Annotated in this window: 23 protein-coding genes and 1 tRNA gene; 9 read left to right on the top strand and 15 right to left on the bottom strand. The window is 49.5% G+C overall.

Features of this window, described 5'->3' with window-relative positions; translation table 11 throughout:
• Positions 1-6 precede the first annotated feature (6 nt).
• Positions 7-1,160 (bottom strand): IS3 family transposase gene (locus tag REH51_RS18050; protein ID WP_143759676.1). Its coding sequence is split into 2 segments (ribosomal slippage): positions 7-917 and positions 917-1,160, totalling 1,155 coding nucleotides; the frame shifts between segments, so codons are not numbered across the junction.
• A 122-nt stretch (positions 1,161-1,282) separates the two neighbouring features.
• On the opposite strand from REH51_RS18050, the gene REH51_RS18045 reads away from it, so the two are divergent.
• Entirely contained in the window at positions 1,283-1,726 is a 444-nt protein-coding gene (locus REH51_RS18045; RefSeq protein WP_143759773.1) for a hypothetical protein, read from the top strand.
• 8 nt (positions 1,727-1,734) lie between these two features.
• On the opposite strand, the gene REH51_RS18040 is transcribed toward REH51_RS18045, so the two are convergent.
• From REH51_RS18040 to REH51_RS18015, 6 genes are all read right to left on the bottom strand, one after another.
• Positions 1,735-1,914, bottom strand: coding sequence for a hypothetical protein (locus REH51_RS18040; protein WP_009724349.1), 180 nt, complete (start codon positions 1,912-1,914; stop codon positions 1,735-1,737).
• A gap of 8 nt (positions 1,915-1,922) precedes the next feature.
• Positions 1,923-2,540 carry a hypothetical protein gene (locus REH51_RS18035; protein WP_009724348.1) on the bottom strand — a complete coding sequence of 206 codons (618 nt, stop codon included), beginning with the start codon at positions 2,538-2,540 and terminating at the stop codon, positions 1,923-1,925.
• 359 nt (positions 2,541-2,899) lie between these two features.
• Complete coding sequence (locus REH51_RS18030) at positions 2,900-3,805, bottom strand: NotI family restriction endonuclease (RefSeq protein WP_221927893.1); 906 nt, start codon at positions 3,803-3,805, stop codon at positions 2,900-2,902.
• Positions 3,805-4,974: a DNA cytosine methyltransferase gene (locus REH51_RS18025; RefSeq protein WP_498936502.1), complete on the bottom strand. Its 1,170-nt coding sequence runs from the start codon at positions 4,972-4,974 to the stop codon at positions 3,805-3,807. Before REH51_RS18025 ends, REH51_RS18030 begins: the two co-directional genes overlap by 1 nt.
• Before the next feature lie 206 nt (positions 4,975-5,180).
• Positions 5,181-5,271, bottom strand: a tRNA-Ser gene (locus REH51_RS18020).
• A 58-nt stretch (positions 5,272-5,329) separates the two neighbouring features.
• Positions 5,330-7,036, bottom strand: a complete 1,707-nt coding sequence (locus REH51_RS18015) for a potassium/proton antiporter (RefSeq protein WP_009724345.1) — start codon at positions 7,034-7,036, stop codon at positions 5,330-5,332.
• A 147-nt stretch (positions 7,037-7,183) separates the two neighbouring features.
• Here REH51_RS18015 and REH51_RS18010 point away from each other — a divergent pair, with 147 nt between their 5' ends.
• Both REH51_RS18010 and REH51_RS18005 read left to right on the top strand, forming a co-directional pair.
• Complete coding sequence (locus tag REH51_RS18010; RefSeq protein WP_009724344.1) at positions 7,184-8,344, top strand: ABC transporter substrate-binding protein; 1,161 nt, start codon at positions 7,184-7,186, stop codon at positions 8,342-8,344.
• 27 nt (positions 8,345-8,371) lie between these two features.
• Positions 8,372-9,757, top strand: coding sequence for a 3'-5' exonuclease family protein (locus REH51_RS18005; RefSeq protein ID WP_498936500.1), 1,386 nt, complete (start codon positions 8,372-8,374; stop codon positions 9,755-9,757).
• Positions 9,758-9,770: 13 nt separating this feature from the next.
• Here the strand turns inward: REH51_RS18005 and REH51_RS18000 are convergent, their stop codons facing one another.
• The 3 genes from REH51_RS18000 to REH51_RS17990 form a co-directional block, all read right to left on the bottom strand.
• Entirely contained in the window at positions 9,771-10,577 is an 807-nt protein-coding gene (locus tag REH51_RS18000) for an alpha/beta fold hydrolase (protein ID WP_009724342.1), read from the bottom strand.
• A gap of 16 nt (positions 10,578-10,593) precedes the next feature.
• Positions 10,594-11,262 carry a 7-cyano-7-deazaguanine/7-aminomethyl-7-deazaguanine transporter gene (locus REH51_RS17995; RefSeq protein ID WP_009724341.1) on the bottom strand — a complete coding sequence of 223 codons (669 nt, stop codon included), beginning with the start codon at positions 11,260-11,262 and terminating at the stop codon, positions 10,594-10,596.
• Positions 11,263-11,421: 159 nt separating this feature from the next.
• Positions 11,422-13,338 (bottom strand): propionyl-CoA synthetase, encoded by a 1,917-nt coding sequence (locus tag REH51_RS17990; RefSeq protein ID WP_498936498.1) that lies wholly within the window; start codon positions 13,336-13,338, stop codon positions 11,422-11,424.
• Positions 13,339-13,624: 286 nt separating this feature from the next.
• Here REH51_RS17990 and REH51_RS17985 point away from each other — a divergent pair, with 286 nt between their 5' ends.
• Positions 13,625-13,945, top strand: coding sequence for an ArsR/SmtB family transcription factor (locus tag REH51_RS17985; protein WP_009724339.1), 321 nt, complete (start codon positions 13,625-13,627; stop codon positions 13,943-13,945).
• 40 nt (positions 13,946-13,985) lie between these two features.
• On the opposite strand, the gene sohB is transcribed toward REH51_RS17985, so the two are convergent.
• Entirely contained in the window at positions 13,986-15,032 is a 1,047-nt protein-coding gene (gene sohB, locus REH51_RS17980) for a protease SohB (protein WP_498936496.1), read from the bottom strand.
• Positions 15,033-15,165: 133 nt separating this feature from the next.
• On the opposite strand from sohB, the gene REH51_RS17975 reads away from it, so the two are divergent.
• Complete coding sequence (locus REH51_RS17975) at positions 15,166-15,477, top strand: SCP2 sterol-binding domain-containing protein (RefSeq protein ID WP_009724337.1); 312 nt, start codon at positions 15,166-15,168, stop codon at positions 15,475-15,477.
• A gap of 23 nt (positions 15,478-15,500) precedes the next feature.
• Here REH51_RS17975 and nudC read toward each other — a convergent pair whose 3' ends face one another.
• From nudC to REH51_RS17955, 4 genes are read right to left on the bottom strand one after another with little or no spacing between them, the layout of a single operon-like run.
• Positions 15,501-16,280, bottom strand: coding sequence for an NAD(+) diphosphatase (gene nudC / locus REH51_RS17970; protein WP_009724336.1), 780 nt, complete (start codon positions 16,278-16,280; stop codon positions 15,501-15,503).
• A complete protein-coding gene (gene dnaQ, locus REH51_RS17965; RefSeq protein ID WP_009724335.1) occupies positions 16,273-17,025 on the bottom strand; it encodes a DNA polymerase III subunit epsilon in 753 nt (250 codons plus the stop codon). Before dnaQ ends, nudC begins: the two co-directional genes overlap by 8 nt.
• Positions 17,013-17,492, bottom strand: coding sequence for a ribonuclease HI (gene rnhA, locus REH51_RS17960; RefSeq protein ID WP_498936495.1), 480 nt, complete (start codon positions 17,490-17,492; stop codon positions 17,013-17,015). The genes dnaQ and rnhA overlap by 13 nt, the downstream gene beginning before the upstream one ends.
• Complete coding sequence (locus REH51_RS17955; protein ID WP_498936493.1) at positions 17,485-18,282, bottom strand: methyltransferase domain-containing protein; 798 nt, start codon at positions 18,280-18,282, stop codon at positions 17,485-17,487. The genes rnhA and REH51_RS17955 overlap by 8 nt, the downstream gene beginning before the upstream one ends.
• 112 nt (positions 18,283-18,394) lie before the next feature.
• On the opposite strand from REH51_RS17955, the gene gloB reads away from it, so the two are divergent.
• The 4 genes from gloB to REH51_RS17935 all read left to right on the top strand — a co-directional run bounded on the left by gloB (position 18,395) and on the right by REH51_RS17935 (position 23,626).
• On the top strand, positions 18,395-19,162 hold the full coding sequence (gene gloB / locus REH51_RS17950) for a hydroxyacylglutathione hydrolase (protein WP_009724332.1): 768 nt from the start codon (positions 18,395-18,397) through the stop codon (positions 19,160-19,162).
• A 29-nt stretch (positions 19,163-19,191) separates the two neighbouring features.
• Positions 19,192-20,397: a transglycosylase SLT domain-containing protein gene (locus REH51_RS17945; RefSeq protein WP_009724331.1), complete on the top strand. Its 1,206-nt coding sequence runs from the start codon at positions 19,192-19,194 to the stop codon at positions 20,395-20,397.
• A gap of 205 nt (positions 20,398-20,602) precedes the next feature.
• Positions 20,603-22,483: an extracellular solute-binding protein gene (locus REH51_RS17940; protein WP_009724330.1), complete on the top strand. Its 1,881-nt coding sequence runs from the start codon at positions 20,603-20,605 to the stop codon at positions 22,481-22,483.
• Positions 22,484-22,552: 69 nt separating this feature from the next.
• Positions 22,553-23,626 carry a microcin C ABC transporter permease YejB gene (locus tag REH51_RS17935; protein ID WP_498936491.1) on the top strand — a complete coding sequence of 358 codons (1,074 nt, stop codon included), beginning with the start codon at positions 22,553-22,555 and terminating at the stop codon, positions 23,624-23,626.

The following is a 23,626-nucleotide window of genomic DNA, read 5'->3' as shown; positions in this document are numbered from 1 at the left end:
GATATTTTAGACACCCGTTAGGCTCTTAAAGTAACGCCTTTCATAATCAACCGGTGACAAGTTATCACTTGTGCCGTGTCGGCGCTTTGGGTTGTAAAACATTTCAATGTAATTGAACACGTCACGTCTAGCCGCTTCGCGTGTTGAATAAATCTGTCGCTTGATTCGCTCCCGCTTGAGAAGTTGAAAGAAGCTTTCAGCAACGGCGTTGTCATGACAGTTACCACGTCGGCTCATACTGCCTACCAAGCAATTCGCTTTCAGAAAGCTTTGCCAGTCTCCACTGCTAAACTGGCTCCCTTGATCCGAATGCACCATCACCGTTCCTTGTGGCTTGCGTCGCCAGACTGCTGATAACAAAGCATCCAGTGCCAACTCCGTAGTCATGCGAGACTTCATCGACCAGCCAATCACTTGACGGGAAAACAGGTCGATAACTACCGATAGGTAAAGCCAGCCTTCGTAAGTGCGGATGTACGTGATGTCCGTCACCCAAGCAATATTTGGCGCTGTTACTTCAAACTGACGGTCTAAATGGTTAGGGGATACGGCAGTCGGTTTCCCATCGCCATAGCCGCCAGGGCGTCGTCGATAGCCCGTCTGAGAGCGTAAACCTTCCCTATTCATAAGACGCGCCACACGGTGCTTCCCACAAGCTTCGCCAGCTTCACGCAAGTCCTGGTAGACCTTGCGATAGCCATATACACCGCCGCTTTCAAGCCAGGAGTGCTTGATCAATCCCAGCAAGCGCTCATCTTCCCGCGCTCGATTAGAGAGCGCTTTTTTACACCATGCGTAGTAACCGCTGGGGTGCACTGCCATCATCTGACACAAGCGACGTACCGAATATTGGCTCGAATAATTTTGAATAAACGCGTACCTCAGTCGGACTCCCTGGCGAAGTACGCGGTGGCCTTTTTTAATATGTCTCGCTCTTCTAATACGCGTTTGAGTTCGGCCTTCAAACGACGGTTTTCAGCTTGGAGATCATCATCCTCTTGCCGTTGTTCTACCGGCTTATCGTATCGCTTAATCCAGTTGTACAGGCTGTGACCTGACACGCCTAGCCGCTCAGCGACCTCGGCCACGCGATGGCCGCGCTCTACCACTTGTTTGACGGCTTCGATTTTGAATTCTTCAGTGTAGCGGGGATGGCTCATGGTTCCTCCTAGATACCTTTAGTATAGGGCCTGGAGGTGTCTATGAAACCTGGGGCGATTCAATATTTGAAGAAGGAACAGATTACAAACACTTTTCAAGCGAAGATTACAGAAACGAGCTTATGAAGCGATATGAAGAAGAACGGGTTCAAAAAATAAACAAGAAAAAAGAAACATACAAAGAGCACATGAAATATAAAAAAGAAAAGTTGATGGATAAATACAATAAGGAGAATTGCAATGGAACAGCACATCAAAGAAATGATTTCAAACTTTATGACGAATCAAGAAGCGAGAATGACAAAGCTAGAACAAGAGAACAAACTTCTGAAAGACGAGATATTGAGAGAGAGGAAACATTCAGAGCAACTAGCAATAGCCTACGAGAACAAGCTGAGCGACGTCAGGATAGCAGTATCAAAAGATTTAAACGAAATGTCGATCAGTTTAGAAGCACATCTAACCCACTCGGGCGAATTATTGAGCGAGTTAGAGAGATTAACAACTCGCTTAAAATAAAAAACAAAAAGAAAAGCCCAAAAAACGACCAAGGCTATTCAATGTGAAAGGGGCATTATTCGCCCCCTATATTAAGCATTTCTTCTTTCAATAACTCATTCTTGCTTTCAAAAATGGCTTGCTTTTTGTAATACACGAAGCCATCCCCTTCCACCTTTAACACAATACCGCCTTCAACAACCCTGGCGGTATCGCTTGGTTTTTCACTGAACAAATCACAGAGCATATTTTCCATATCGTCCCCTATGCTGCTTTGTTTTTCTCAGGTGGATTTAAGTATTCATCATCAACTTCAAAAGGATTTATTCTGAAATTATCAAACCCACCAAGATGGTTTAGGTCATATATAACTTTACTGTGAATATGCACATCCTTCTTCCACAGAATTCGAGGTGATATAAATATTTTCTCAAATGCACTTCCAGACTTTGTAAAATCGATAATATGGAGTTCTTTTAGCTTTTTGAATGACTTTGATACTGCTGTCGCATCAAGAGCCAATTCTTCAGCTATTGCCTTTTGTGTTTTTTTGACTCTATTCATATTAACAACATTATGTTTTGAAACCCTATCTGTTAAGTAATTATATATGGCATTATCGGTATTATTGATAAGGCGAGTTTTTAAGAACAACACCTCTTTCTCTATACTTTTTTGCTCATTTAAATTATTTGATAATTTCTTCTTTTCTTTTAAATTAAGTATTTTTTTTCTTATTCTTGTTTCGTATTTTTGTAGCCCCATACTGAATCCTCCTTTGTTTTGTCCATAAAGGAAAAAGCCACTATAAAACCCACCTAGCTTGCTTTCCCCATTAACTTCATTATTGTCTTTTTCTTCTTTTATGTTATAATCATCCATGCAAGGTTTTCCTTATTAAAATGTAGTAAGTTCAAAGCACTCCCACCAAGAGTGCTTTTTTATTATATCACAAAAAACAAAACTTGTAAGGTTTACAAGTAATATTGTAAACCTTACAAGTCATGAAACCCATATTTCTTGCTAAACTACTTGAAGAATGGCTTTTTTTTAAAACGACCTATTTATATAGTCTTCTATGAACCATTTTTTTATTGAAAACCACACCCAGCCTGCTCTCGCAGGCATTTCTTTGTTTTCTACCCTACCGCCCTTACGGGCTCTCATTCGCTTCGCTCACTCACAGCTATTGAGAAAGGGAGTATCAGCTTCTTTAATAAGTGAAAAATGAATAAGGTGACTCACATGCCAAGCACTCGTCGCACAGCTTCGTCTAACTCTTCCCCTGAGGGAAGGCTTGCTCCTGTAATAAACCGCTCAGAAAACTCGCTAAGCTCAAAACGAATGTTTCTATTTAGCAATATCTCCCTTTGCTGACCATGAGGCACAGGATCAGATAAAGAATAAGTATGCACAGTCATAACTTCGGGTGATTTATAATTCACTAAGGGTATATCTTCCCCAATGATATCTTCAAACTTTTTATAAACAATATCAGGCACAATAAAGTATAGTCCTGAAGGCACTAGCTTGGAATTAGAGTATACAACCCCTTTTCGAATAAGCTGGGGAATTAGTCGCTTATGCACGTTTGCCCAGTTTAGTCCGTGCTCTGAGCGAGGTATGTCACCACTAAAGGAGGTATTCAGATTTTTATAGGTATGCCAGGAATCTCTATAGTTTCCTGTAATGTCGATGCTTTGAACTTCCACACCAACATATTGCTGTAATTTACCATTTTTTACTTTTGCCAGGACCCAATCCATTGATAGTTTCCTAGCTAGTTTTACTTCTTTTCCTGACGACATTCCTAATGCAACAATGTATTCTTTTCCGTCACTTCTCTTAGGTATATATTCGTTGAAAGTTATAAAATCAAAATCATGGCCAAAAGCATCTACAGCTATTCTTTTAAGTGAAGAGTAGTTATTTTCATACAAGCGATTTGGGCAAATTATACAGTCACCATATGGAGAAGTTACACTACAGGTTCCATAAACAATGCTCTTGTCATGATTTGCTTTTGTGCATTTTGATTGTGTAAAAGGGCAAGCTTCCAAGTTCCAAAGGGACCTTGCTTCCGTACTTAAATCATCCGGGGCATAGCCGAATATTTCTATAAGATCTTTATTTGGCCTGTTTACCACTATATGCTCTCCTGAATCATTTTTCTAATCTCTCCCCCAATAGCCCTAGCCATTAGCGGAGGAACAGCATTTCCTACCTGTTCATATTGCTCTTGTAAACTTCCTAGAAAACTGTAGTCATCAGGAAAAGACTGGATACGTGCAGCCTCTCTAACAGAAATAACTCGATCTTGAATTGGGTGGAAAAAACTTCCCCAATGTGGGTCGCATTTAGTTAGTATCGTTGAACAAAGCGAGTCAGGTGAGAGCCTGCCATATCTCTTGGTATGGTCACTACGTCGAGCTCTCTGTAAGCCTTTTGGCAACATATCGAACGGAATATCTCGCCAACTCCCTCCTTGAGGAATGTGCTTCAAACGTTCTAAATTGACTGGACCGAGGCCATTACAACTATGGTTAGTTACTTTATCTGAGTTTTTCCTCAAGTATTTCTGATACTCACCCTGAGGGGGTGCTTCATAATTCATTAAAGTATTAACTGATCCGCTTTCTATGGGTGGTAAATCAGAAAGAGCATCCCAAACGGTTGTTTGTTTTTTTAACTCAGAAGCAAACAAGGGGAGTAGCTTTAAGCAAAGTTCTTTTGCCCCAGCAAAATTAGCTCTTGCTGTTGAATTGTATTGAGGCTGTGGGAAATATATTTCTTTTTCCCTGCCTTTAACCGCGATAATTATAGTTCTGAACCGTAGTTGGGGCACTCCATAATGACCTGCATACAGAATACGATGCTCTACTCTATAGCCCCTACTTTCTAATTCTTTATATATTTGCTTAACAACTGTTCCTTTTCCAAGTGATACAATACCAGGAACATTTTCAATAAGGATTGCCTTAGGCATTAACTCAAATGCTATCCGTAAAAAGTCTTTGAATAAATGATTTCGCTCATCATCCAAATCTCTTATAGGAGCATTTACAGAGAAACCCTGGCAAGGAGGACCGCCTGCCACAAGGTCTAACTCATTTTCTTCTAGGTTAAGCTTTCCCTTGAGATCTACAGCACACAATTGGCGGATATCGCCTATCACCATCTCAGCATTAGGGTGGTTGTGTTTAAATGTCTCTGCATGGCTTGCTTTCAGCTCATTGGCTAGGATGGTATCGAAGCCGGCCATTTTCAAGCCACAAGAAAGACCGCCAGCACCACAAAATAAATCAATACTTTTCATCCTAAGAGCTACCATGGTTATGGTTAACTTTCACACCTCTTAGATTGATAAGCGAATACTATCAATCAAGATATTTCAATAGCTTTTATCGAATAATAATGATAACAGACTAGAGATATTTACTCTATGCATTGGGACAAACTGTTGGGACAAATCCCCAAAAGCAAAAGCCCGTAAGTCTTTGACTTACGGGCTTTTTCAATAAATGGCGGAGGGACAGGGATTCGAACCCTGGATAGGCTATTAACCTATGCCGGTTTTCAAGACCGGTGCATTCAACCGCTCTGCCATCCCTCCGGCTTATGGGTGCGTATAATAACAGCTTTCCCTTGGAAGTCAACGCCTTTCCGGTTAATTAGTAGAGCCTTAAGCCGACACGGGTAATATTCCCGCCTTCCATTTCACTGACCACCCAGTGAATGCCATGCCAGTCGACATCGTCGCCGACTACTGGGTGGCCACCGACGCGTAGCGAGATAAACTCCGCCAGCGTCATGTCCTGCTCGCCAGGGCTTAAGGTTAAACCATAGGCTTGGGCAATATCTTGCATTTGCGCCTCGCCATCCAAGGTGAAGGTACCGAAGAAGGCACGCTCTTGTTTGAGCTTTGCATCGCCGTTGAATAGGCGGTTGAGCGCAACGAGGTCTTCGGTGCGGCCAATGACACAAATAACATCATCAAGCTTAAGCCGCGTACTCCCCTTGGGGTGGAGCATGACGTGGTTGCGAAATAGCGCCGAAATCAATGCGCCTGAAGGGAAACGCAGTAGCCGGATAGGAACATCTTCTAAGTCTTCGTTTTCGACCACGTAAACAAACATCTCAAAATCATTTTCCGGCATTATGCCCAGCGGCCCTCGGCGGTTCGGCGTGGTGCCTACAGGTACTTCTACTTTCAGCCATCGGGCCATAAATGTTAGCGAACCGCCCTGAATAAGCAGCGACATCAGTACCACCGCAAACGCTACGTTAAAGTACAACGAAGCGTTTTCTACCCCGCCGATTAGCGGGAAGATAGCCAATACAATAGGCACCGCGCCCCGCAGGCCAACCCAGGCAATAAAGAAGGTTTCTCGCCAGCGGAATTTGAAAAACGGCTTAATAGTGATCAACACCGCTAGGGGCCGCGCAACAAAAATCAGTGCTAGAGCAACTAGCCCTGCTGGCAATGCCACGTCCCACAACTGGCTTGGAGTGACGAGCAAACCCAGCACCAGAAACAAGCCAATCTGGCTCAGCCAAGCCAACCCATCGTGTACCGGAAGAATAAAGTTAAGGTGCCGCCCAGGCTGATTACCAATCATCAACCCTGCTAAATAAATGGCCAGGAAGCCGCTTCCGCCTAGCACACTGGTTAATCCAAACACGCTAAACCCAAGCGCCAGCGCTAACATGGCATAAAGGCCGGGGGCTAAATCTAACCAACGCAGCAGCTTAGCACTTAGCCAGCCACCGCCAATACCAACAACTAAACCAATGCCAAACTGGGAAATGAAGAACAGTAGTGTTTCGCCAATGCCGCCAATATCGCCAACCAACAGCTCGACCAACATCAGCGTTAGGAAAATGGCCATCGGGTCGTTGGTACCCGATTCAATTTCAAGCGTGGCCCCTACTCGCTCGTTGAGGTTAACCCCGCGGCCGCTAAGCATTGAGAACACGGCCGCGGCATCGGTGGAGCCAACAATTGCTCCGACGAGCAATCCTTGTACTAGGGAAAGGTCAAACACCCACATGGAAATAACACCAACAATAGCGCTGGTGATAAAGACGCCAAAGGTGGCTAGCGAGAGCGCTGGCCTAAAGCCGACACGGAACGTTTTTAATCGAGTGCGAAGGCCGCCATCCAGCAGAATCATCGCGAGCGCTAGATGGCCAATCGTGAACGCCATGGTGTAATCGTCAAACTCAACCCCTAGCAGGCCTTCTTCCCCCGCCAGCATGCCAAGCCCTAGAAAAATCAGTAGCAGTGGTACACCCATCATTGATGAAAGGCGGCTCGCTAAAATGCTGAGCGCCATCAGGGAACCGCCTACTAAGAAGAACGTGTAAATTGCGTCCATGTTTCTCCGTCTCACCATCAATGCCGTTCTATTATTACATGCCACCGTACAATTTACTGAGCTTGTTAGGCTTGTCGCTTACAGGGGCTAGCCAGATCCTTCATCTCACAGCTAAACTCCGGCGTCATACCATCTGGAGTTAAGGTTATGTTGAACGCTTTTTGGCGTGTCGGTTCACTTGTATTCTTCACATTAAGCATTTTTTTATTATTTTCAATTTCAGCCACTTACGCAAATGAAGACAGCGAAACAGTTAATAGCAGTGAGCCGCTGACGCTTGAGAGCGAGGTATCATTGCCCATTGGGCTATGGCCACCTAGGGGCAATGACGCAACAGAAGATGGGCCGGAAGAAGCACCCAGCATGGCGCTGACACCACCCCCGCCATTAGAACCGCCGCCCCTAAAGCAGCTCACTCTAATGCTAGATTGGTATATCAGCCCTCAGCACGCTGCCTTAATTGTGGCGAAGCAGCGCGGCTTGTTTGCTGCTCAAGGGCTCGAACTTGAATTATTGACCCCCGCAGACCCATCCATCGCCATTAAGTTATTGGCTGCAGGCGAAGTTGATCTAGCGTTAACGCGTCAGCCATTGCTGCATTTACACGCCCATGATGGTGCCTCCATTACCCGTATTGGCACGCTAATTGAGACACCGCTAAATGCCGTCATCGTGGCAGGAGATGCCCCGTCGAGCGAAACTACCGACCAACTCGCTAGCTTGCATTATGGCTTTTCCACCCGCGAAGGGCGTGATGTACTGGTGGACCAACTGGTACCCACCTCTCTTCGCCAAATCGACGATTTCAACCCGCCTGAAAGCGTCCATTTCGATGCTGCCAGCGCCCTGCGGGAAGGTCGCGTTGATGCCATCGCCGATGGCTTTTATCACACGTTGCCACAACAACTGGCGTCAGATGGCATTGCCACTTACACCGTGCGTTATAACGATATTGACATGCCGCGTCATGACGGTTTGATACTGTTGGCAAATAGCGACACAGTAACAAGACGAGCAGCCACTTGGTCGCGTGTTCTTATTGCCCTGGAAGAAGCCAGCAACTGGATTATCGAGAACCCGGAAGCAACGTGGTCGCTGCTGATTAGCAGCCATCCTGCAATGGATAATGCAATTAACGAAGCCGCTTGGGACGATCTACTGCGTCGTATTGCCATTAGCCCGGCGGCACTTGATGCTCGACGCTATGCAGCCTTTGAACGCTATCTTCAGCGATCGGGGATTACCGGAGCAGCATTACCAGTTTCGCGATTAGCCGTTAATCCTCATGCGTTGATAGATACACGCTGACAAAAAGGTAGCAAAAACGAAAGCACCATGAGTGATACTCCGCTGATTTTTATTGATGTCGAGACGACAGGCACCCGTGCGACGCGTGATCGAATTACCGAAATTGCTGCCTTGAAGGTAGTGGACGGTTACCTAACGGATCGCTGGGTCAGCCTGATTAACCCAGGCATCAGCATGCCCTCCCACATCAGCCAGCTCACTGGCATTTATGATGACATGCTGATTGATGCGCCCTCTTTTCAGACCATTGCGCAAAGCTTGCGCGAATGGCTCGGTGAAGACTGCCTCGTGGCCCACAATGCACGATTTGACGCCAGCTTTCTGCGCAACGAGTTTAAGCGTGCGGATATTACCTATCAGCCGCTGCTCCGCTGCACACTGCGTATTTCTCGTCGTTTGATGCCTGAACTGCCCAAACACAATCTCCAGGCATTATTAGCTCACTTCAACATTCAACAGGCGCGACAGCATCGAGCAGAAGATGATGCAACTGCGCTTTGGCAGCTGTGGCAAGCTTGGCAGCAGCAGTATGACGATGCTAGCTGGAAAGCCGCACTTGCCGATGAGCAACGCCACCGAAGCCTCCCCGCACACTTACCTAGCGAACAGTTGACTGGGCTTCCCGCCTCGCCAGGGGTTTATTTATTTTATGGCCACAACCGCCTTCCGCTGTACGTTGGCAAAAGCATTAATTTACGCAGCCGCGTGCTGGACCATTTCCAACGCGACCATCAAGACGACAAAGAGATGCGACTTGCCCAGCAAATACAGCATATTGAGTGGGAGGAAACCGCTGGCGATTTAAGTGCCCAGCTAAGGGAAGCTCAACTGGTCAAAGAGCTGATGCCGATTATGAACCGCCAACTACGCCGCCAAGGGCATTTAAAAACGTGGTATTGGCCAACCGACCAATCTTGCCCAACGCTGGTTAGCGGCAAAGCGATCAGCCAGCCTCAGCCGGGAAAGCTATTTGGGCTGTTTCGCAGTGCCAAAGAAGCTAAAGATGCGCTGCGCAGTATTGCCGAGGCACATCAGCTTTGTCCGCAAGAGTTGGGACTAGATAAGGGAACAGGGCGATGTTTTGCTAACCAGCTAGGCAAGTGTTGGGGTGCCTGCTGTGGGCAGGAGCCACTTGAAAGTCACACGCAACGTGCCCAGGACGCACTGGCAGCATTTCAAGTAAAAACATGGCCCTGGCCAGGGCGAATCATTATTCGCGAGAAAAGCCGTAAAAACGGCCCAACCAGCCATCATGTGGTCGACCACTGGTGTTATTTAGGCAGCGCCTCGACCAAACAGCGTGCCCTGGGACTGAAGGGAGTCGCTGCCACATTTGATGTGGATACCTATCGCATCCTAAACCGCTTTTTACGTGAGCCTGAGCGGCATAACCTCACGGTATCGCCACTCTAGCCTTACCGGCCCGCTACGGTTGGGCAGCAATAAACGTATCAACGGCTTGTTGAAACGCCTCTGGTTGATCCGCATGAAGCCAATGCCCGGCGTTTTTAAGCGTCACGACTCTGGCGCGTGGCAGCACTTCGCGCAGCGCTGGCAGCATATCATCGGCGATGTAGTGCGAATCAGCGCCTTTAAGCACCAATGTCGGCCCTTCGAAAGCGCGATCACCATCAGGCTTTCCAATAATCGCTTCATAACCACGTTGAATCTCATCCAACCCAACCCGCACTTCCATTTCACCTTGCTCATTGCGCACTAAATTAGTCGCCAGAAACAGCCGAGTTGGACGGGAGTCGACGTGTTCAGCCAATAAGGCGTCTGCTTCACGGCGGTTGGTGGGTTTACCCACTCTTACCCGCTCAAGTGCTGCAAATACATCGTCGTGACCATGCTGATATGCCACTGGGGCGATATCCGCCACCATCAGTGACGCACAACGCTCAGGGCTCCTACACGCCAGCGTAATAGCCACCTTTCCACCCATGGAGTGGCCTAACACATGCGCGCGCTCAACTCCAAGCTTATCAAGTGCCGCCAACACGTCTTGGCTCATAGCGGTGTAGCTCATGCCTTCCACATGGGGAGAACGGCCATGGTTACGAAGATCAACGGCAATGACCCGTCGGCTGCGCTGCCACACCTTTAAGTGCGAACGCCAGTTATCAGCGCTACCCAATAGACCGTGGATCACCACGACAGGCAGTTGATCGTCGCCACCTGATTCGGCGGGTAAATCGATAACATAAAGATCAACATTGGCATGTTCAGTCATGCAGGCTCCTCAGCCGTTATGCGGTTCGAGGTGATGCGTCGGATTGCCCTGTCCACACGACTAGCCGGCGCGTTAGCCACGCTAACAACAGGCCGTATAACGGTAGGAAGAACAATAGACTAATGCCCAGCTTAATGGCGTAGTCGACAACCGCTATTTCTACCCAATGTTCCGCCATAAAAGGGTCTGGGCTGTTATAGAACGCAGTCGCAAAGAAAGCAAAGGTATCCGCTAGATTACCCAGTACGGTAGAACAAACCGGGGCAACCCACCAGGCCCACTGCCGAAGACGATCAAACACTTGCACATCGAGTAGCTGGCCTAGCACATAGGCAAGAAAACTGGCTAACGCAATACGGGCAACAAATAAATTCCATTCACCCAGAGCTTCGATACCCGCAAAGCTTCCCCGCGGAAAAATTACCGAAACGAGGTAGGAAATTACCAGCGCCGGAAACATAACGCGCAAAATAATCGTCCGCGCGGGCCCTTTACCAAATAAACGAACCGTTAGGTCCGTCGCAAGAAAGATAAAAGGAAAACTAAATGCGCCCCACGTGGTGTGGAAGCCAAACAAGGTAAATGGGAGCTGAACCAAGTAGTTACTGGCGGCGATAATGCCAATATGAAACGCGACCATTACCAGAAGGCAACGGCGGTGCTGGGTATCGGTTAATGCAAACATACAGGTTGGCCTTTTTTTGCAAGTCCGAGGGGTTAGGGAACCCTCATTAAAGCGCGGTTAACGCCACTGGGGCGCGCATTATACGCCTTCCGTTAGGTAATTAAAGTCGCCCACCTGCCTGGGCGACTTTATTAACAACACTATTGGTAATAATTTAATTTAAACGTCTAGCGATTTAGCTTGATCCGCTGCCCCAACAGAGCGCTCGCGCATCGCTGCATGCACATCTTCTAAGCTGGTTGGATCATCAATGGTTGAGGGAATCCCGAACGATTTACCGTCGGCAATATTACGCAGCAACTTGCGTAATATTTTACCTGAGCGGGTTTTCGGAAGCCGGTTCACGACCAACACCTGCTTAAAGCAAGCGATCGGCCCAATGTGCTCGCGTACCCGACTGATCAGCTCTGCTTCCAGGGTTGCTTCATCGCCATCGAAACCATCCTTGGTGATCACCAGCCCGATGGGCAGTTGGCCTTTCAGCTCGTCGTGAATACCGATCACCGCACACTCTGCCACTGCCGGGTGCGCGCCGACGATCTCTTCCATTTCACCGGTAGAAAGACGATGCCCGGCAACGTTGATCACGTCATCGGTTCTACCCATGATGAACAAATCCCCCTCTTCATCGAAATAGCCACCATCGCCAGTAAGGTAATAGCCGGGGTAGGCCGCCATATAGGCACTATGAAAACGCTGAGGGTCACGCCAGATACCGGTAAGACAGCCAGGCGGAAGGGGTTGCTTTATGACCACGCTGCCCTGCTGCATTGAGTCTGTTTGTTCACCGTCACGATCCAAAATTTGTACGTTAAAACCAGGCACAGGGAAGGTTGCCGAGCCGGCTTTGGTTGGTGCGGATTCAATGCCAGGCAAGTTTGCTGCAATAGGCCAGCCGGTTTCAGTTTGCCACCAATGATCGATCACCGGCACATCCAGCAGGTCATCGAGCCAATGAAACGTCGGTGGATCTAAGCGCTCGCCCGCTACGTATAAATGCTCAAGACTGCTGATGTCGTAATTAGCCAGTAGCTTGGCGTCAGGATCTTCTTTTTTGATTGCACGGAATGCAGTCGGTGCAGTGAAAAAGCTTTTTACCTTGTACTCGTCAATCAACCGCCAAAAGCCGCCTGCATCAGGTGTTTTAACCGGTTTTCCTTCATAGACCACTGTAGTGCACCCTCTTAGCAGCGGCGCATACACAATATAAGAGTGCCCGACTACCCATCCCACGTCCGAAGCCGTGAACATAACATCGCCAGGGTTCAGGGCATAAATTGCTTCCATGGAATAGGCTAACGCAACGGCATAGCCGCCGGTGTCTCGCATGACTCCCTTGGGCTTGCCTGTCGTGCCAGAGGTATAAAGGACATAGAGTGGGTCAGTCGCTTTCACGGGCACGCAGTCAGCAAACGGAGCATCCGCTACCAACGCCTGCCAATCATGATCTCTCTCATGAAGTTCAGCACGGTGGGCATCACGTTGAAAAACCACGCAGGCATCCGGTTTAAAACTGCTTAGCGAAATAGCTTGGTCAACAATAGGCTTGTAAGGAAGGACTTTATCTACCTCGATGCCACAGGAAGCGGCAATCACTACTTTTGGTTCAGCATCTTCAATGCGCACTGCTAGCTCGTGGGGGGCGAAGCCACCAAACACTACCGAGTGAACCGCTCCTAATCGGGCACATGCATACATCGCGATCAGTGCCTCTGGCACCATCGGCATGTAAATAACCACTCGATCACCCTTTGTTACCCCGAGGCGAGCAAGCCCTCCAGCAAACTGCGCGACGCGATCACGCAGCGCTTGATAGGTAATGGTTTGTTTTGTTTGAGTAACGGGAGAATCCCATAGGATGGCCGGCTGATCGCCCCTGCCTTGCTCTACGTGATAATCGATCGCCGCGTAGCAGATATTCAAATCACCATCGTCGAACCAGCGAGCGTGTTGTTGATCATCATAGGTAAGAATAGTGGAGGGAAATTTGAACCAAGGTAGCCGCTTGGCCTGCTCAGCCCAGAATGTTTCGGGGGTTTCGACAGATTGCTGATACGTTTGCTGATAGAGGCTCATGGTGAGCTTGCCTTTATTGTGTCAATGAAAGCAGCCAATTGTTGACACTCTATAAAGTAAAAAGCCTTCGCACCCTCATACTATGGGATAAATCGCGACTAAAGCGCTACACACCCAACAACATTGTCGACAAAATACTACGTCACTACCATTGATAGATCGTTAAACCAGCGTTTGGACAAACACCGCTAAATTACTGATCATTTAACAACTAATCCTCGCGTCGCGACGATGCCTAAATAACCTATAACAACACTGCCACAACCGTGTAGGCAAGGAGATCCTCATGTCTGCTTCTACTAGCTCCGCTGCCCGTTTGCTCGACCATGATTGCCACGCCATTGAGGCGGGCACTAATCTGCTTAAAGCTCTGGCAAATGAAAAACGTCTCCAAATACTCTGCCTTCTGGCCGAAAAAGAGCTATCAGTCACTCAGATCAACGAGCAGTTGGCGTTAAGCCAATCAGCACTGAGTCAACACCTAGCAATTTTGCGCCGCGATCAGTTGGTTAACACCCGCCGCGAATCACAAACCATTTACTACTCATTAAGCAGTGAAAGCGCCAAGGCGATTATTGACACCCTGGCGCATCACTACGCCGCCTAACCACCTATTAACACAAGCGGCTATTAATATTAGCCAATGACTATCGACGCTGCCAGCCAGCTGCATCGATTAAACCAAGCCCCTTAACAATGGCTTGCTCGACTCCCGCCGACACAGCCAAGCCCACTTTACGGCTCAAGGTTTTCGGCGGCTCAAGCTTCACGCAATACACTTGAGCCTGCGCCATGCGCTCTACCAAATACGCTTCGCTGGTGCCTACACTGTCCGTCAACTTCTGTTCTAGTGCTTCACTGCCGTACCAGATCTCTCCCGTCGCTAATGCATCAATGTCCATGTCAGGACGATGCTGAGAAACGTACTCTTTAAACAACCGATGAGTATTTTCCAGATCATCAATGAATTTTTCACGGCCCTCTTCGGTGTTTTCCCCTAGTACGGTCAGTGTCCGCTTGTATTTCCCCGCCGTCAGCAGTTCGACATCAATATCATTGCGCTTTAGCAAACGATGAATATTAGGCACCTGAGCGACAACACCAATAGAACCGATCACGGCAAACGGCGCGGCTTTAATATGGTTAGCCGTACACGCCATCATATATCCACCGCTGGCGGCTACTTTGTCGATACACACAGTTGTTGTTAAGCCTGCCGCTTGAAGACGGTCTAGCTGTGCTGCTGCTAAACCATAGGCATGCACGAGCCCACCCGCCGACTCTAATCGCACCACAACTTCATCCTCGGCCGCGGCAACATCAATAATGGCAGAAACTTCTTGGGCAAACTGTTCAGTTTGCGAAGCCTTGAGGTCGCCATGAAAGTCCAACACCCATACCTTCTGAGCATTTTGAGCCTTTCCTTTGCCTTGCTTAGCGGCCTTTTGCTTTGCCTTCTCTTCTTGGCGAAACGCTTTTACCAGCTTTTTCCGTGCACCTTGTTCTGTGGTAGTAACTTGCAGTCTGCGACCACGAGAGCGCCGCTGGTCATTGAGCGACTCAACGCTTAGCTTAAGGCTATTATCACCACTCTCTTTATTACGCAACACTACCGCCAGCACGATGCCTACCATCGCCATCAATAAAGTGGCTTTAATCAAAAACGTGCCCATCTCTACAATCCATTCGCTCATACGTTATCTCCTACTCGACAATCCAGCTTGATTAAAACACTTGTTTAAAATAACCTCGTTTACAGCGTCGTGATAAACTCACCTAACGCCTTACAACTGCTTGGTTACGACCAAATAATTTCGGGAATTTATTATGTCATCGAACACATTAGATAAGCTTCAGTCTCGCTTTAATCCAGAAGCTGCCAAAGGAATGGATGAGGTATTTCAATTTCATTTCTCTGACGCGGGCAGCCATTACATGGTTATCCAAGATGGAACTCTGGACGCACACGAAGGCGAGCACGACGATCCTTCTGTCAGCCTAAGCATGAGTTCAGATACGCTAAAAGGCATCATGAGTGGCGATGTCAACGGCATGACTGCCTTCATGACAGGTAAACTGAAAGCTACCGGAAATGTCATGCTGGCCACAAAACTGACCAGCCTGTTTCCCAGCAAATAACGCCCGTTCTCGCCCGCGAGCGTTCAACGCCAGCGGGCGAGATGTGTTTCGATAAGATCACGTGAAATTGAGTAAGGTGGCGGAAGCGAAGGTAACTGCCTTGGCGAAAACCAAGCGGCATCGCTAATCTCCACACCATCGATATGAATGCGCCGCGTCGTCGCTTCTGCAAAAAATCCAAACATTAGCGAATGTGGAAATGGCCATGCTTGACTTTGATGATAACGAAGCTTTTCCACGTGCACGCCTACCTCTTCGTATATCTCACGATGTACCGCTTCTTCAGCAGACTCTCCAGGCTCAATGAAGCCAGCAAGCGTAGAGTAACGACCAGGTGGGAATCGTGGGCTTCGCGCTAACAGCATCGCTTCCCCGCTAGTGACCAGCGTGATAATGCAGGGTGAAATGCGCGGATAGTTACGGTGCCCGCAAGCATGACAGTGCATAGCAAACTCGGCTTCTAACTTGGTTGCCTTCTCGCCACAACGCCCACAGAAGCGATGATTCTCTAACCAAGCACCTACCTGAAGCGCAGTCGAAAGCAAGCTGAACCACGAAGCAGGCAATTCTCCTAGCCATTGACGTCCATCAATCCAGCCCTCACCCGGCTTACTTTCCACTGAGAGCGCCACCGGCTCGTCGTGCCAATAGCACAACGGTTGCATCCGTTCGTCCCAAGGTTGCATCGGCTGTAACGGCGTTAACTCACTGCTATCAGCCAGCAGCGCGGGCGCCAAATGGCTGCGGGACACGCGAATAACTCGCCCCTCTCGAGCATGATGGGGAATTTCACGTCTAAGCATCGGCACTATTACCTTCAGACCAACCACCATCAAACCAACGTAACTGATGCGCCTGGCACTTAGCTTGGTGGGCGGCGCGCTCTTCATCACTAGGCTGGACTACCCTCAGCTGTCCTGGCGTTAGCGATAAACGCTGTACCGACAGTCCTTCACTGGCTTGATTATCTTGCTGTTCGCCTGACGAAGCTTCTGAATCAAGCGTCAGCGCCGTTTGCCCGCCCGTCATCGCCAAATAGACGTCGGCTAAGATCTCAGCATCAAGCAATGCGCCGTGCAGTACGCGATGACCGTTGTCAATATCGTAGCGCTTACATAACGCATCGAGACTATTACGCTGGCCTGGGTGCATCTGACGGGCCATCACCAGCGTATCCAGAATACGGCAATGATCACTAACAGGGCCTAATGCGGGTGACCGTCGCCGTTGGTTTAACATTGTTAGCTCATGATCAATAAACCCCACATCAAAGGGGGCGTTGTGAATCACCAGCTCGGCACCTTCTATAAATGCCCAGAAGTCGTCCGCTATTTCGGCAAACACCGGTTCGTTAGCAACCTTTGCATCATCAATACCGTGAACCGCCACGACTTCAGCATCAATATGCCGTTCGGGGTTGATGTATTGATGATAGGAGCGCCCTGTAAAACGCCGGTTAATCATTTCGACGGCACCAATTTCAACTAATCGGTGGCCATCTTTAGGGTCGATGCCGGTCGTTTCCGTATCCAAGATCACTTGGCGCATGCTGCTCTCCTGTTATGCTCATCAATGGCTTCGTTGGCCAACGCATCGGCACGCTCATTGCCGGGGTGCCCGCTGTGCCCTTTTACCCAATGCCACTCAACACGATGCCGCTGTGTTTCTTCGTGGAGGGTTTTCCAAAGCTCAGCGTTTTTAACTGGTTGCTTGGCCGCTGTTTTCCAGCCTCGCTTAATCCAGTTGTGAATCCACTGGGTAATTCCCTGGCGCACATACTGGGAATCGGTCCAGAGGGCCACTTCACACGGCTTATTCAACGTCCGAAGCGCCATTATGCCCGCCATTAATTCCATGCGGTTATTGGTAGTCTCCGCCTCGTAACCTTTTAGTGTCTTCTCATGCTGCCCGCTTGACAGCACAACACCCCAGCCGCCTGGGCCTGGATTTCCTCGGCAGGCCCCATCGGTATACACCGTAACGCGAGGCAACCCATCGGTTGCTTGCTTACTCACTTTCACTATCCTTTTCTAGACGACGTTGACCCGAGTGGTATCGTGCAGAAACACCGCTTCGTGTGGCACCCAAAGAGGTGGGTGTAACCGGTGCTCGCAACCCAAACTTAAGACGCTCTACCGGCGCATGGCGCTGTCGCCGCTGCGCTTGAATCATGTAACTTTCACCCAACGGTAAATTATGCCTGCGCCCCAACGCCTCCCAGCGTTCTCCGCAGGTGGTGCTCATCGGCCCCCGAAAACAGCAATAGTCTACGCGTTCCACGTCAAAATCGACAAACGCCAGCCAGTCGCGCAAACGGCTCGCCGCGCGCCACTGCCCACTCCAAGGGAAATTCGCTCGCTGCTTACGCCAACGCTGGGTTAACCCGTTCAACCCCAGCGGATTAAAACCGAATAGGACTAACACGCCATTATCTGATGTGCCCCGGGCAGCCTCTTGTAAGGTGTGATGGGCATCGGGCAAATGTTCCAACCAGTGATGAATAACCACTACCTCTAAACTTCGGTCTGGTAAAGCAAGGTGATCTGGTGGGCAAACTAACGTGGACGAGGACTCCGCTGTTGCTCTCGTCGGTGACCATCGAATGACATGGGGAATTGCCGACATCGTCATCAACGCGGGCCCCATGCTCATCTCTAAACTGTGACCACCTTTGCGCCCTTCAACCAGCGGCCCCAGACACGCTCGCTGCGTTTCCCATAGCGAACGGCCAGCCTCTGTTTGCCAGTACGCTTGGCTTTCCGCCATCTGCTGGGCGAGCCGTGTTGCCGTTGACGAAGTTGACATGAACAGCGCTTCCCTCCACAGTAAATGCTTTTTAACGTTTTGAACGCCAGCGTTAGCGCATATAAAAAGCGCCTAATTAAGCGTCTATTTTGAACTTCAAAGGATCTCGCCCATGATGAGCGTGACACCGATTCCCGCACTTAGCGATAATTACATTTGGCTATTAAGACAGGATACCAGTCAAAGCGTTTGCGTGGTGGATCCCGGTGAAGCAGCGCCTGTCATTGAGTTTCTTGAGCGTGAATCCTTAACGCTTGATACGATTTTAATCACTCACCACCACCATGATCATACCGGCGGACTTGCGGAGCTGGTTAAACGCTTCTCGCCCTGGGTAATTGGCCCTTCCAACCCTACCATTGAAGGCATAAATGAACAGGTAGGGCATGGCGATGAAGTGCGCATCATGGGGCGTCTTTTCGAAGTTATGGAGACGCCAGGGCACACGTTAGATCACGTGAGTTACTTCACTCCAGGAATTCCTGCACTGCTTTTCTGCGGCGACACTCTATTTTGCGCTGGATGTGGCCGCCTATTTGAGGGGTCGCCGGAACAAATGTTTACGTCTCTTAAAACATTAGCGGAACTCCCTGAGGATACGCTGGTCTTTGCTGCGCATGAATATACGCAAGCGAATCTGACATTTGCTCGTGCTGCAGACCCTGATAACGAAGACGTTAAATATGCCTTGCAGGAGTGTGAGAAGGCTCGGGCATTAGACCGGCCTACCTTACCCAGCACGATAGGACGCGAGCTGAAGATCAACCCCTACTTGCGCGTGGGCACTGATAGTGTGCGCCAAGCTGTAGGTACCCAAGGGGCCAATGATAATGATCTCGCCACGTTCTCCACTTTACGCGAGTGGAAGAACCGTTTTTAAGAACGCTATCGAGTAAAAACGAACCGACTATGACCTATCGAACGATTCGCCAGCGCTTACTACTAAGCGCTGGTAGCACTCTCATTGTGAGCCTATTTTTAGCCGCAGCGGCCAGCTCTCAAGCCTCTACAACCGGAGCATACCAACCTGACAGCGCCCACAGTGACGCGTCTGCTTCACCCAACTTCCGCCCCAATGCCTTTCAGCATCACTTCTGGGAAGCGCTTGAGCTGCAACCCCAAGATGCCTGGAGCACACTGCGTGACAGTTTCCAGTGGCAGGAAAAACACTTACCCGCTGATGCTCAAGCACGTGTCGATAAGTGGATAGAACACTACCGCTCCAGTCCGCAGAATATTGTTGCTATCACCGAACGAGCAACCCCCTGGCTTGCCTGGATCACCCAGCAAGTTAGTGAACGCGGCCTTCCGGGTGAAATTGCGCTGATTCCGTTTGTCGAAAGTTCTTTTGATCCAAGCGCCCGAAGCCACCGAGGAGCCGCTGGACTTTGGCAGTTCATGCCGGGAACTGGAGATGCATTAGGCCTGGTTCGAAACGGAAACTACGATGGCCGTTTAGACGTAGTAACGTCTACCGCAGCAGCGCTTGACTACCTAGAAATGCAAGCCGATGAGTGGTACGAAGGCGACCTGATGCTGTCGCTGGCCGCTTACAATGCCGGGGCTGGCACCGTTAACCGTGCGCAACGCCAAGCTCAGGGCCAAGGCCTTACAGGCGACTACTGGGAACTGTCACTGCCCCACGAAACGATGCAGTATGTTCCTAAACTTAAAGCAATTGCGACGATCATCAACGACCCAGAGCAGTACGGCGTTGCACTTCCTGATATCCATCCTGATCCCGCTTTTGCCAAAGTTCAGTTGGCGCAGCCAGTTAGCCTGACGCAAGCCTCTCAGCTTCTCGATGTCAGCCAATCCGCGCTGGCCGAGCTAAACCCTGGCTTGCTGAATGGCAGCCTCGACCCACGCAGCGCACAGACGTTACTTGTGCCTGAAGAAGTCGACACTCAGGTGTTAGCTCAGCTTTCGCAGTCAACCAGTACCGCATTAGCGTCGACCAACACGCCAAGCGTTCACCGCGTTGAAAGAGGCGATAACCTGTCGCTGATTGCAGCGCGTTATAATGTCAATCAGCAAGATTTAATCAGATGGAATGCTATTGAACGCCCGGAGGCACTAAAGCCAGGCCAACTGCTGTCTCTTTCTGGACAGTAATATGGAGAGTTTAACCCGGCTTTGTTAACTAGGTTTAAAACGTAGTCTTTATTGGCCCTTCGCGGCTATGTCTCAGTTACTATATCGCGGTTACTGTGTCCCAGCTTGTGTCTCAGTAACCGTGACTCAACTACTGTGACCCAATTACTGAGACTCAGCAGCTGTGCCTCAGTTACTAAGCCTTCGTTGCTACAGGAAGTTACCAATGCCACGCGGTGTGTTGTTTACCAAAGCACTTTTGTTAACCAGCGGCTTGCTGTTGAGCGCGTCGCTGTTGGCTTCTGAAAACGTCGTCGAAAACAACACCTCTAGCCCCATTGAGACCATGCACGGGCTATCACTCTACAATAGTCCAGAGCTACCTACCGATTTTGCCTATTTCCCCCATGTTAATCCGTCCGCACCCAAGGGCGGAACGATTACCCACACTGCTGTAGGTGGCAGTTTCGACTCTACCAACCCGTTTATCATCCGCGGCACACCTGTTACCGGTATTTTTCAGATTTACGACTCGCTGATGGCGAGTAACCCAGGCGAGCCGTTTAGTTTGTACGGGCTGCTCGCAGAAGGTGTTCGCCTGGATCCGGAACGCCGCTGGATAGAGTTCGACTTGCGCCCAGAGGCACGCTTTCAGGATGGTGAACCGGTAACGGCCTACGATGTGGTGTTCTCGCTAAACCTACTACGTGAAGAAGGCAACCCCTTCTACGGCAGCTACTATGCCGGTGTCGAACGCGCTGTCGCTTTAAACGATCATCAAGTACGCTTTGAATTTAACGACACAGAGTCACGCGAGCTGCCACTAATTGTGGCCCAATTACCCATTTTACCTCGCCACTACTGGGAACCCCGCGACTTCACTTCTCCAACATTAGATGCACACCCAGGGTCAGGCCCCTATCGCATTAGCGAGGTAGACCCAGGGCGGCGAATTGTCTACCAAAGAGATGACAACTATTGGGGTAAGAATTTGCCCGTCAATGTTGGTCGCTACAACATCGATCATGTCGTTTATGAGTACTACCGAGACCGCGATATTGCCTGGGAAGCCTTCAAGGCAGGCCTTACCGACTTTAGAACCGATGCTCGCGCCGCCACTTGGGCTATTGGCTATGACAATTTTCCGGCTTACCGAGACGGGTTGATCAAGCGAATTACCGTACCCGATGTTAACCCTTCCATGATGCAGGCATTTGTCTTCAACTTACGCAAAGAGAAGTTTCAGGACCCAAGAGTTCGAGAAGCACTGAGCCTCGCTTTCGATTTCCCCTGGCTCAACACCAATATTTTCTATGACACCTACCGGCGCACGGAAAGCTTCTTTCAAAACTCTGAAATGGAAGCTATCGGCACGCCATCAGAAGAAGAGCTTGCACTGCTCGAACCGTTCCGCGAAGCATTGCTCGACTCCCATCATTCAGAACGGCTATTCACCGACTCACTGCCCATCGAACACCCAACCAAGCTGCGTGAACGCCTGAGACTCGCGCTTGATCTGCTGCGTGACGCTGGCTACCGGGTAGAAGATGGCGTGCTGGTGCACGGTGAGACAGGCCGGCCGCTCAGCCTGGAAGTACTGCTTTACGACTCGGGCCTAGAGCGTGTTGTGCAGCCGATGCTGCGCAATATGGCGCGCCTTGGAGTTCAAACGTCGCTGCGCATTGTCGATATCAACCAGTACCTTAACCGAGTACGCAGCTACGATTACGACATGGTTATTAGCCACTTTCCACAGTCTAATAACCCTGGCAATGAACAACGCGATTATTGGACCAGTGCTGCCGCAGAGGCGCCACAAAGCCGCAATCGTATGGCCCTTGCCCACCCTGCTGTTGATGCACTGGTAGAGCAGCTTATTCGCGCTGACGACCGTGAAACGCTGGACACTATTGCGCAAGCCCTTGATCGAGTACTGCGCTGGGGCTTTTATGTCATTCCTCACTATCATTCCGGCGAGACGCGGATTGCTGTGTGGGATAAATTTGGCTACCCAGAGCCGTTCCCTGCTTATGCCATGGACTTAGACGCTTGGTGGGTGAATACCGATCGCGAAGCAGAGCTGCAACGCCGTCATCGACGTCGCTAATTTTGAATAACTACTGACAACGACTTATTTGCAATAATTCGTGGCCCCCAATTACTCATGGAGCGCACTGTGGCACGCTATACATTACGCCGATTGCTACTGATGATCCCGACCCTGTTCGGCATCATGCTGCTTAACTTCATGATCGTTCAAGCTGCTCCCGGCGGCCCCATTGATCAAATGCTGGCCCGCTTTGAGGGAGCTGATGCCATGGCAAGCACACGCCTGGATATGGGTGGCGCGGATGTGCAAGTTAGCGATGATTCTCGGGGCGCGCGGGGAATCGATCCACGCTTTATCGAGCAGTTAGAGCAGCAGTTTGGCTTTGACAAACCCACTCACGAGCGGTTTATCGGCATGATGGCGGACTATCTCACCTTTGATTTCGGCACCAGCTTTTTTCGTGATCGACCGGTCATTGAGCTGATGATCGAACGCTTGCCTGTGTCTATTTCATTAGGCTTATGGACAACACTACTGGTATATCTCATTTCTATACCTCTGGGCATTAGCAAGGCACTACGTCACGGATCTCGTTTTGATGTTTGGACCTCAGGCCTTGTGATCGTCGGCTATGCGATCCCCGGCTTTTTGTTCGCTATTCTTCTTATTGTCGTATTTGCTGGTGGTACTTACCTGGACTGGTTTCCTCTGCGCGGCTTAACCTCGCCCGATTTCTCAGAGCTATCCGTATGGGGAAAAATTAAAGACTACTTTTGGCATATCACCCTGCCGGTACTGGCTGGCGCGATTGGCAGTTTTGCCACGCTCACCATGCTGACTAAAAACAGTTTTTTAGATGAAATTCATAAACAGTACGTACTGACAGCCCGGGCCAAAGGTGCCGATGAGCAACGTATTTTGTATGGCCATGTTTTCCGCAACGCCATGCTAATTATCATAGCTGGATTGCCCTCTGCGATGATTGGTATTTTCTTTACCGGTGCACTGCTCATCGAGGTGATTTTTTCCTTAGATGGTCTTGGCTTACTGGGCTTTGAGGCAGTGATGCAGCGGGACTACCCGGTTATTTTCGGAACGCTATTTCTTTATACCGTGATCGGTCTACTGCTGAAGCTAGTATCTGACTTGACCTATGTGTGGGTTGACCCGCGGATTGATTTTGCGTCGAGGGAGTCATAA

It is taken from the genome of Halomonas bluephagenesis, assembly GCF_054790765.1.
Note: the sequence above shows the minus strand (reverse complement) of the source record. Positions and strands in the feature narration are given on the sequence as shown.

Coding starts and splice junctions, on each gene's coding strand:
- REH51_RS18045 (WP_143759773.1), top strand. CDS start 1,283: ATGAAGCGATATGAAGAAGAACGGGTTCAAAAAATAAACAAGAAAAAA.
- REH51_RS18040 (WP_009724349.1), bottom strand. CDS start 1,914: ATGGAAAATATGCTCTGTGATTTGTTCAGTGAAAAACCAAGCGATACC.
- REH51_RS18035 (WP_009724348.1), bottom strand. CDS start 2,540: ATGGATGATTATAACATAAAAGAAGAAAAAGACAATAATGAAGTTAAT.
- REH51_RS18025 (WP_498936502.1), bottom strand. CDS start 4,974: ATGAAAAGTATTGATTTATTTTGTGGTGCTGGCGGTCTTTCTTGTGGC.
- REH51_RS18015 (WP_009724345.1), bottom strand. CDS start 7,036: ATGGACGCAATTTACACGTTCTTCTTAGTAGGCGGTTCCCTGATGGCG.
- REH51_RS18010 (WP_009724344.1), top strand. CDS start 7,184: ATGTTGAACGCTTTTTGGCGTGTCGGTTCACTTGTATTCTTCACATTA.
- REH51_RS18005 (WP_498936500.1), top strand. CDS start 8,372: ATGAGTGATACTCCGCTGATTTTTATTGATGTCGAGACGACAGGCACC.
- REH51_RS18000 (WP_009724342.1), bottom strand. CDS start 10,577: ATGACTGAACATGCCAATGTTGATCTTTATGTTATCGATTTACCCGCC.
- REH51_RS17995 (WP_009724341.1), bottom strand. CDS start 11,262: ATGTTTGCATTAACCGATACCCAGCACCGCCGTTGCCTTCTGGTAATG.
- REH51_RS17990 (WP_498936498.1), bottom strand. CDS start 13,338: ATGAGCCTCTATCAGCAAACGTATCAGCAATCTGTCGAAACCCCCGAA.
- REH51_RS17985 (WP_009724339.1), top strand. CDS start 13,625: ATGTCTGCTTCTACTAGCTCCGCTGCCCGTTTGCTCGACCATGATTGC.
- sohB (WP_498936496.1), bottom strand. CDS start 15,032: ATGAGCGAATGGATTGTAGAGATGGGCACGTTTTTGATTAAAGCCACT.
- REH51_RS17975 (WP_009724337.1), top strand. CDS start 15,166: ATGTCATCGAACACATTAGATAAGCTTCAGTCTCGCTTTAATCCAGAA.
- nudC (WP_009724336.1), bottom strand. CDS start 16,280: ATGCTTAGACGTGAAATTCCCCATCATGCTCGAGAGGGGCGAGTTATT.
- dnaQ (WP_009724335.1), bottom strand. CDS start 17,025: ATGCGCCAAGTGATCTTGGATACGGAAACGACCGGCATCGACCCTAAA.
- REH51_RS17955 (WP_498936493.1), bottom strand. CDS start 18,282: ATGTCAACTTCGTCAACGGCAACACGGCTCGCCCAGCAGATGGCGGAA.
- gloB (WP_009724332.1), top strand. CDS start 18,395: ATGATGAGCGTGACACCGATTCCCGCACTTAGCGATAATTACATTTGG.
- REH51_RS17945 (WP_009724331.1), top strand. CDS start 19,192: ATGACCTATCGAACGATTCGCCAGCGCTTACTACTAAGCGCTGGTAGC.
- REH51_RS17940 (WP_009724330.1), top strand. CDS start 20,603: ATGCCACGCGGTGTGTTGTTTACCAAAGCACTTTTGTTAACCAGCGGC.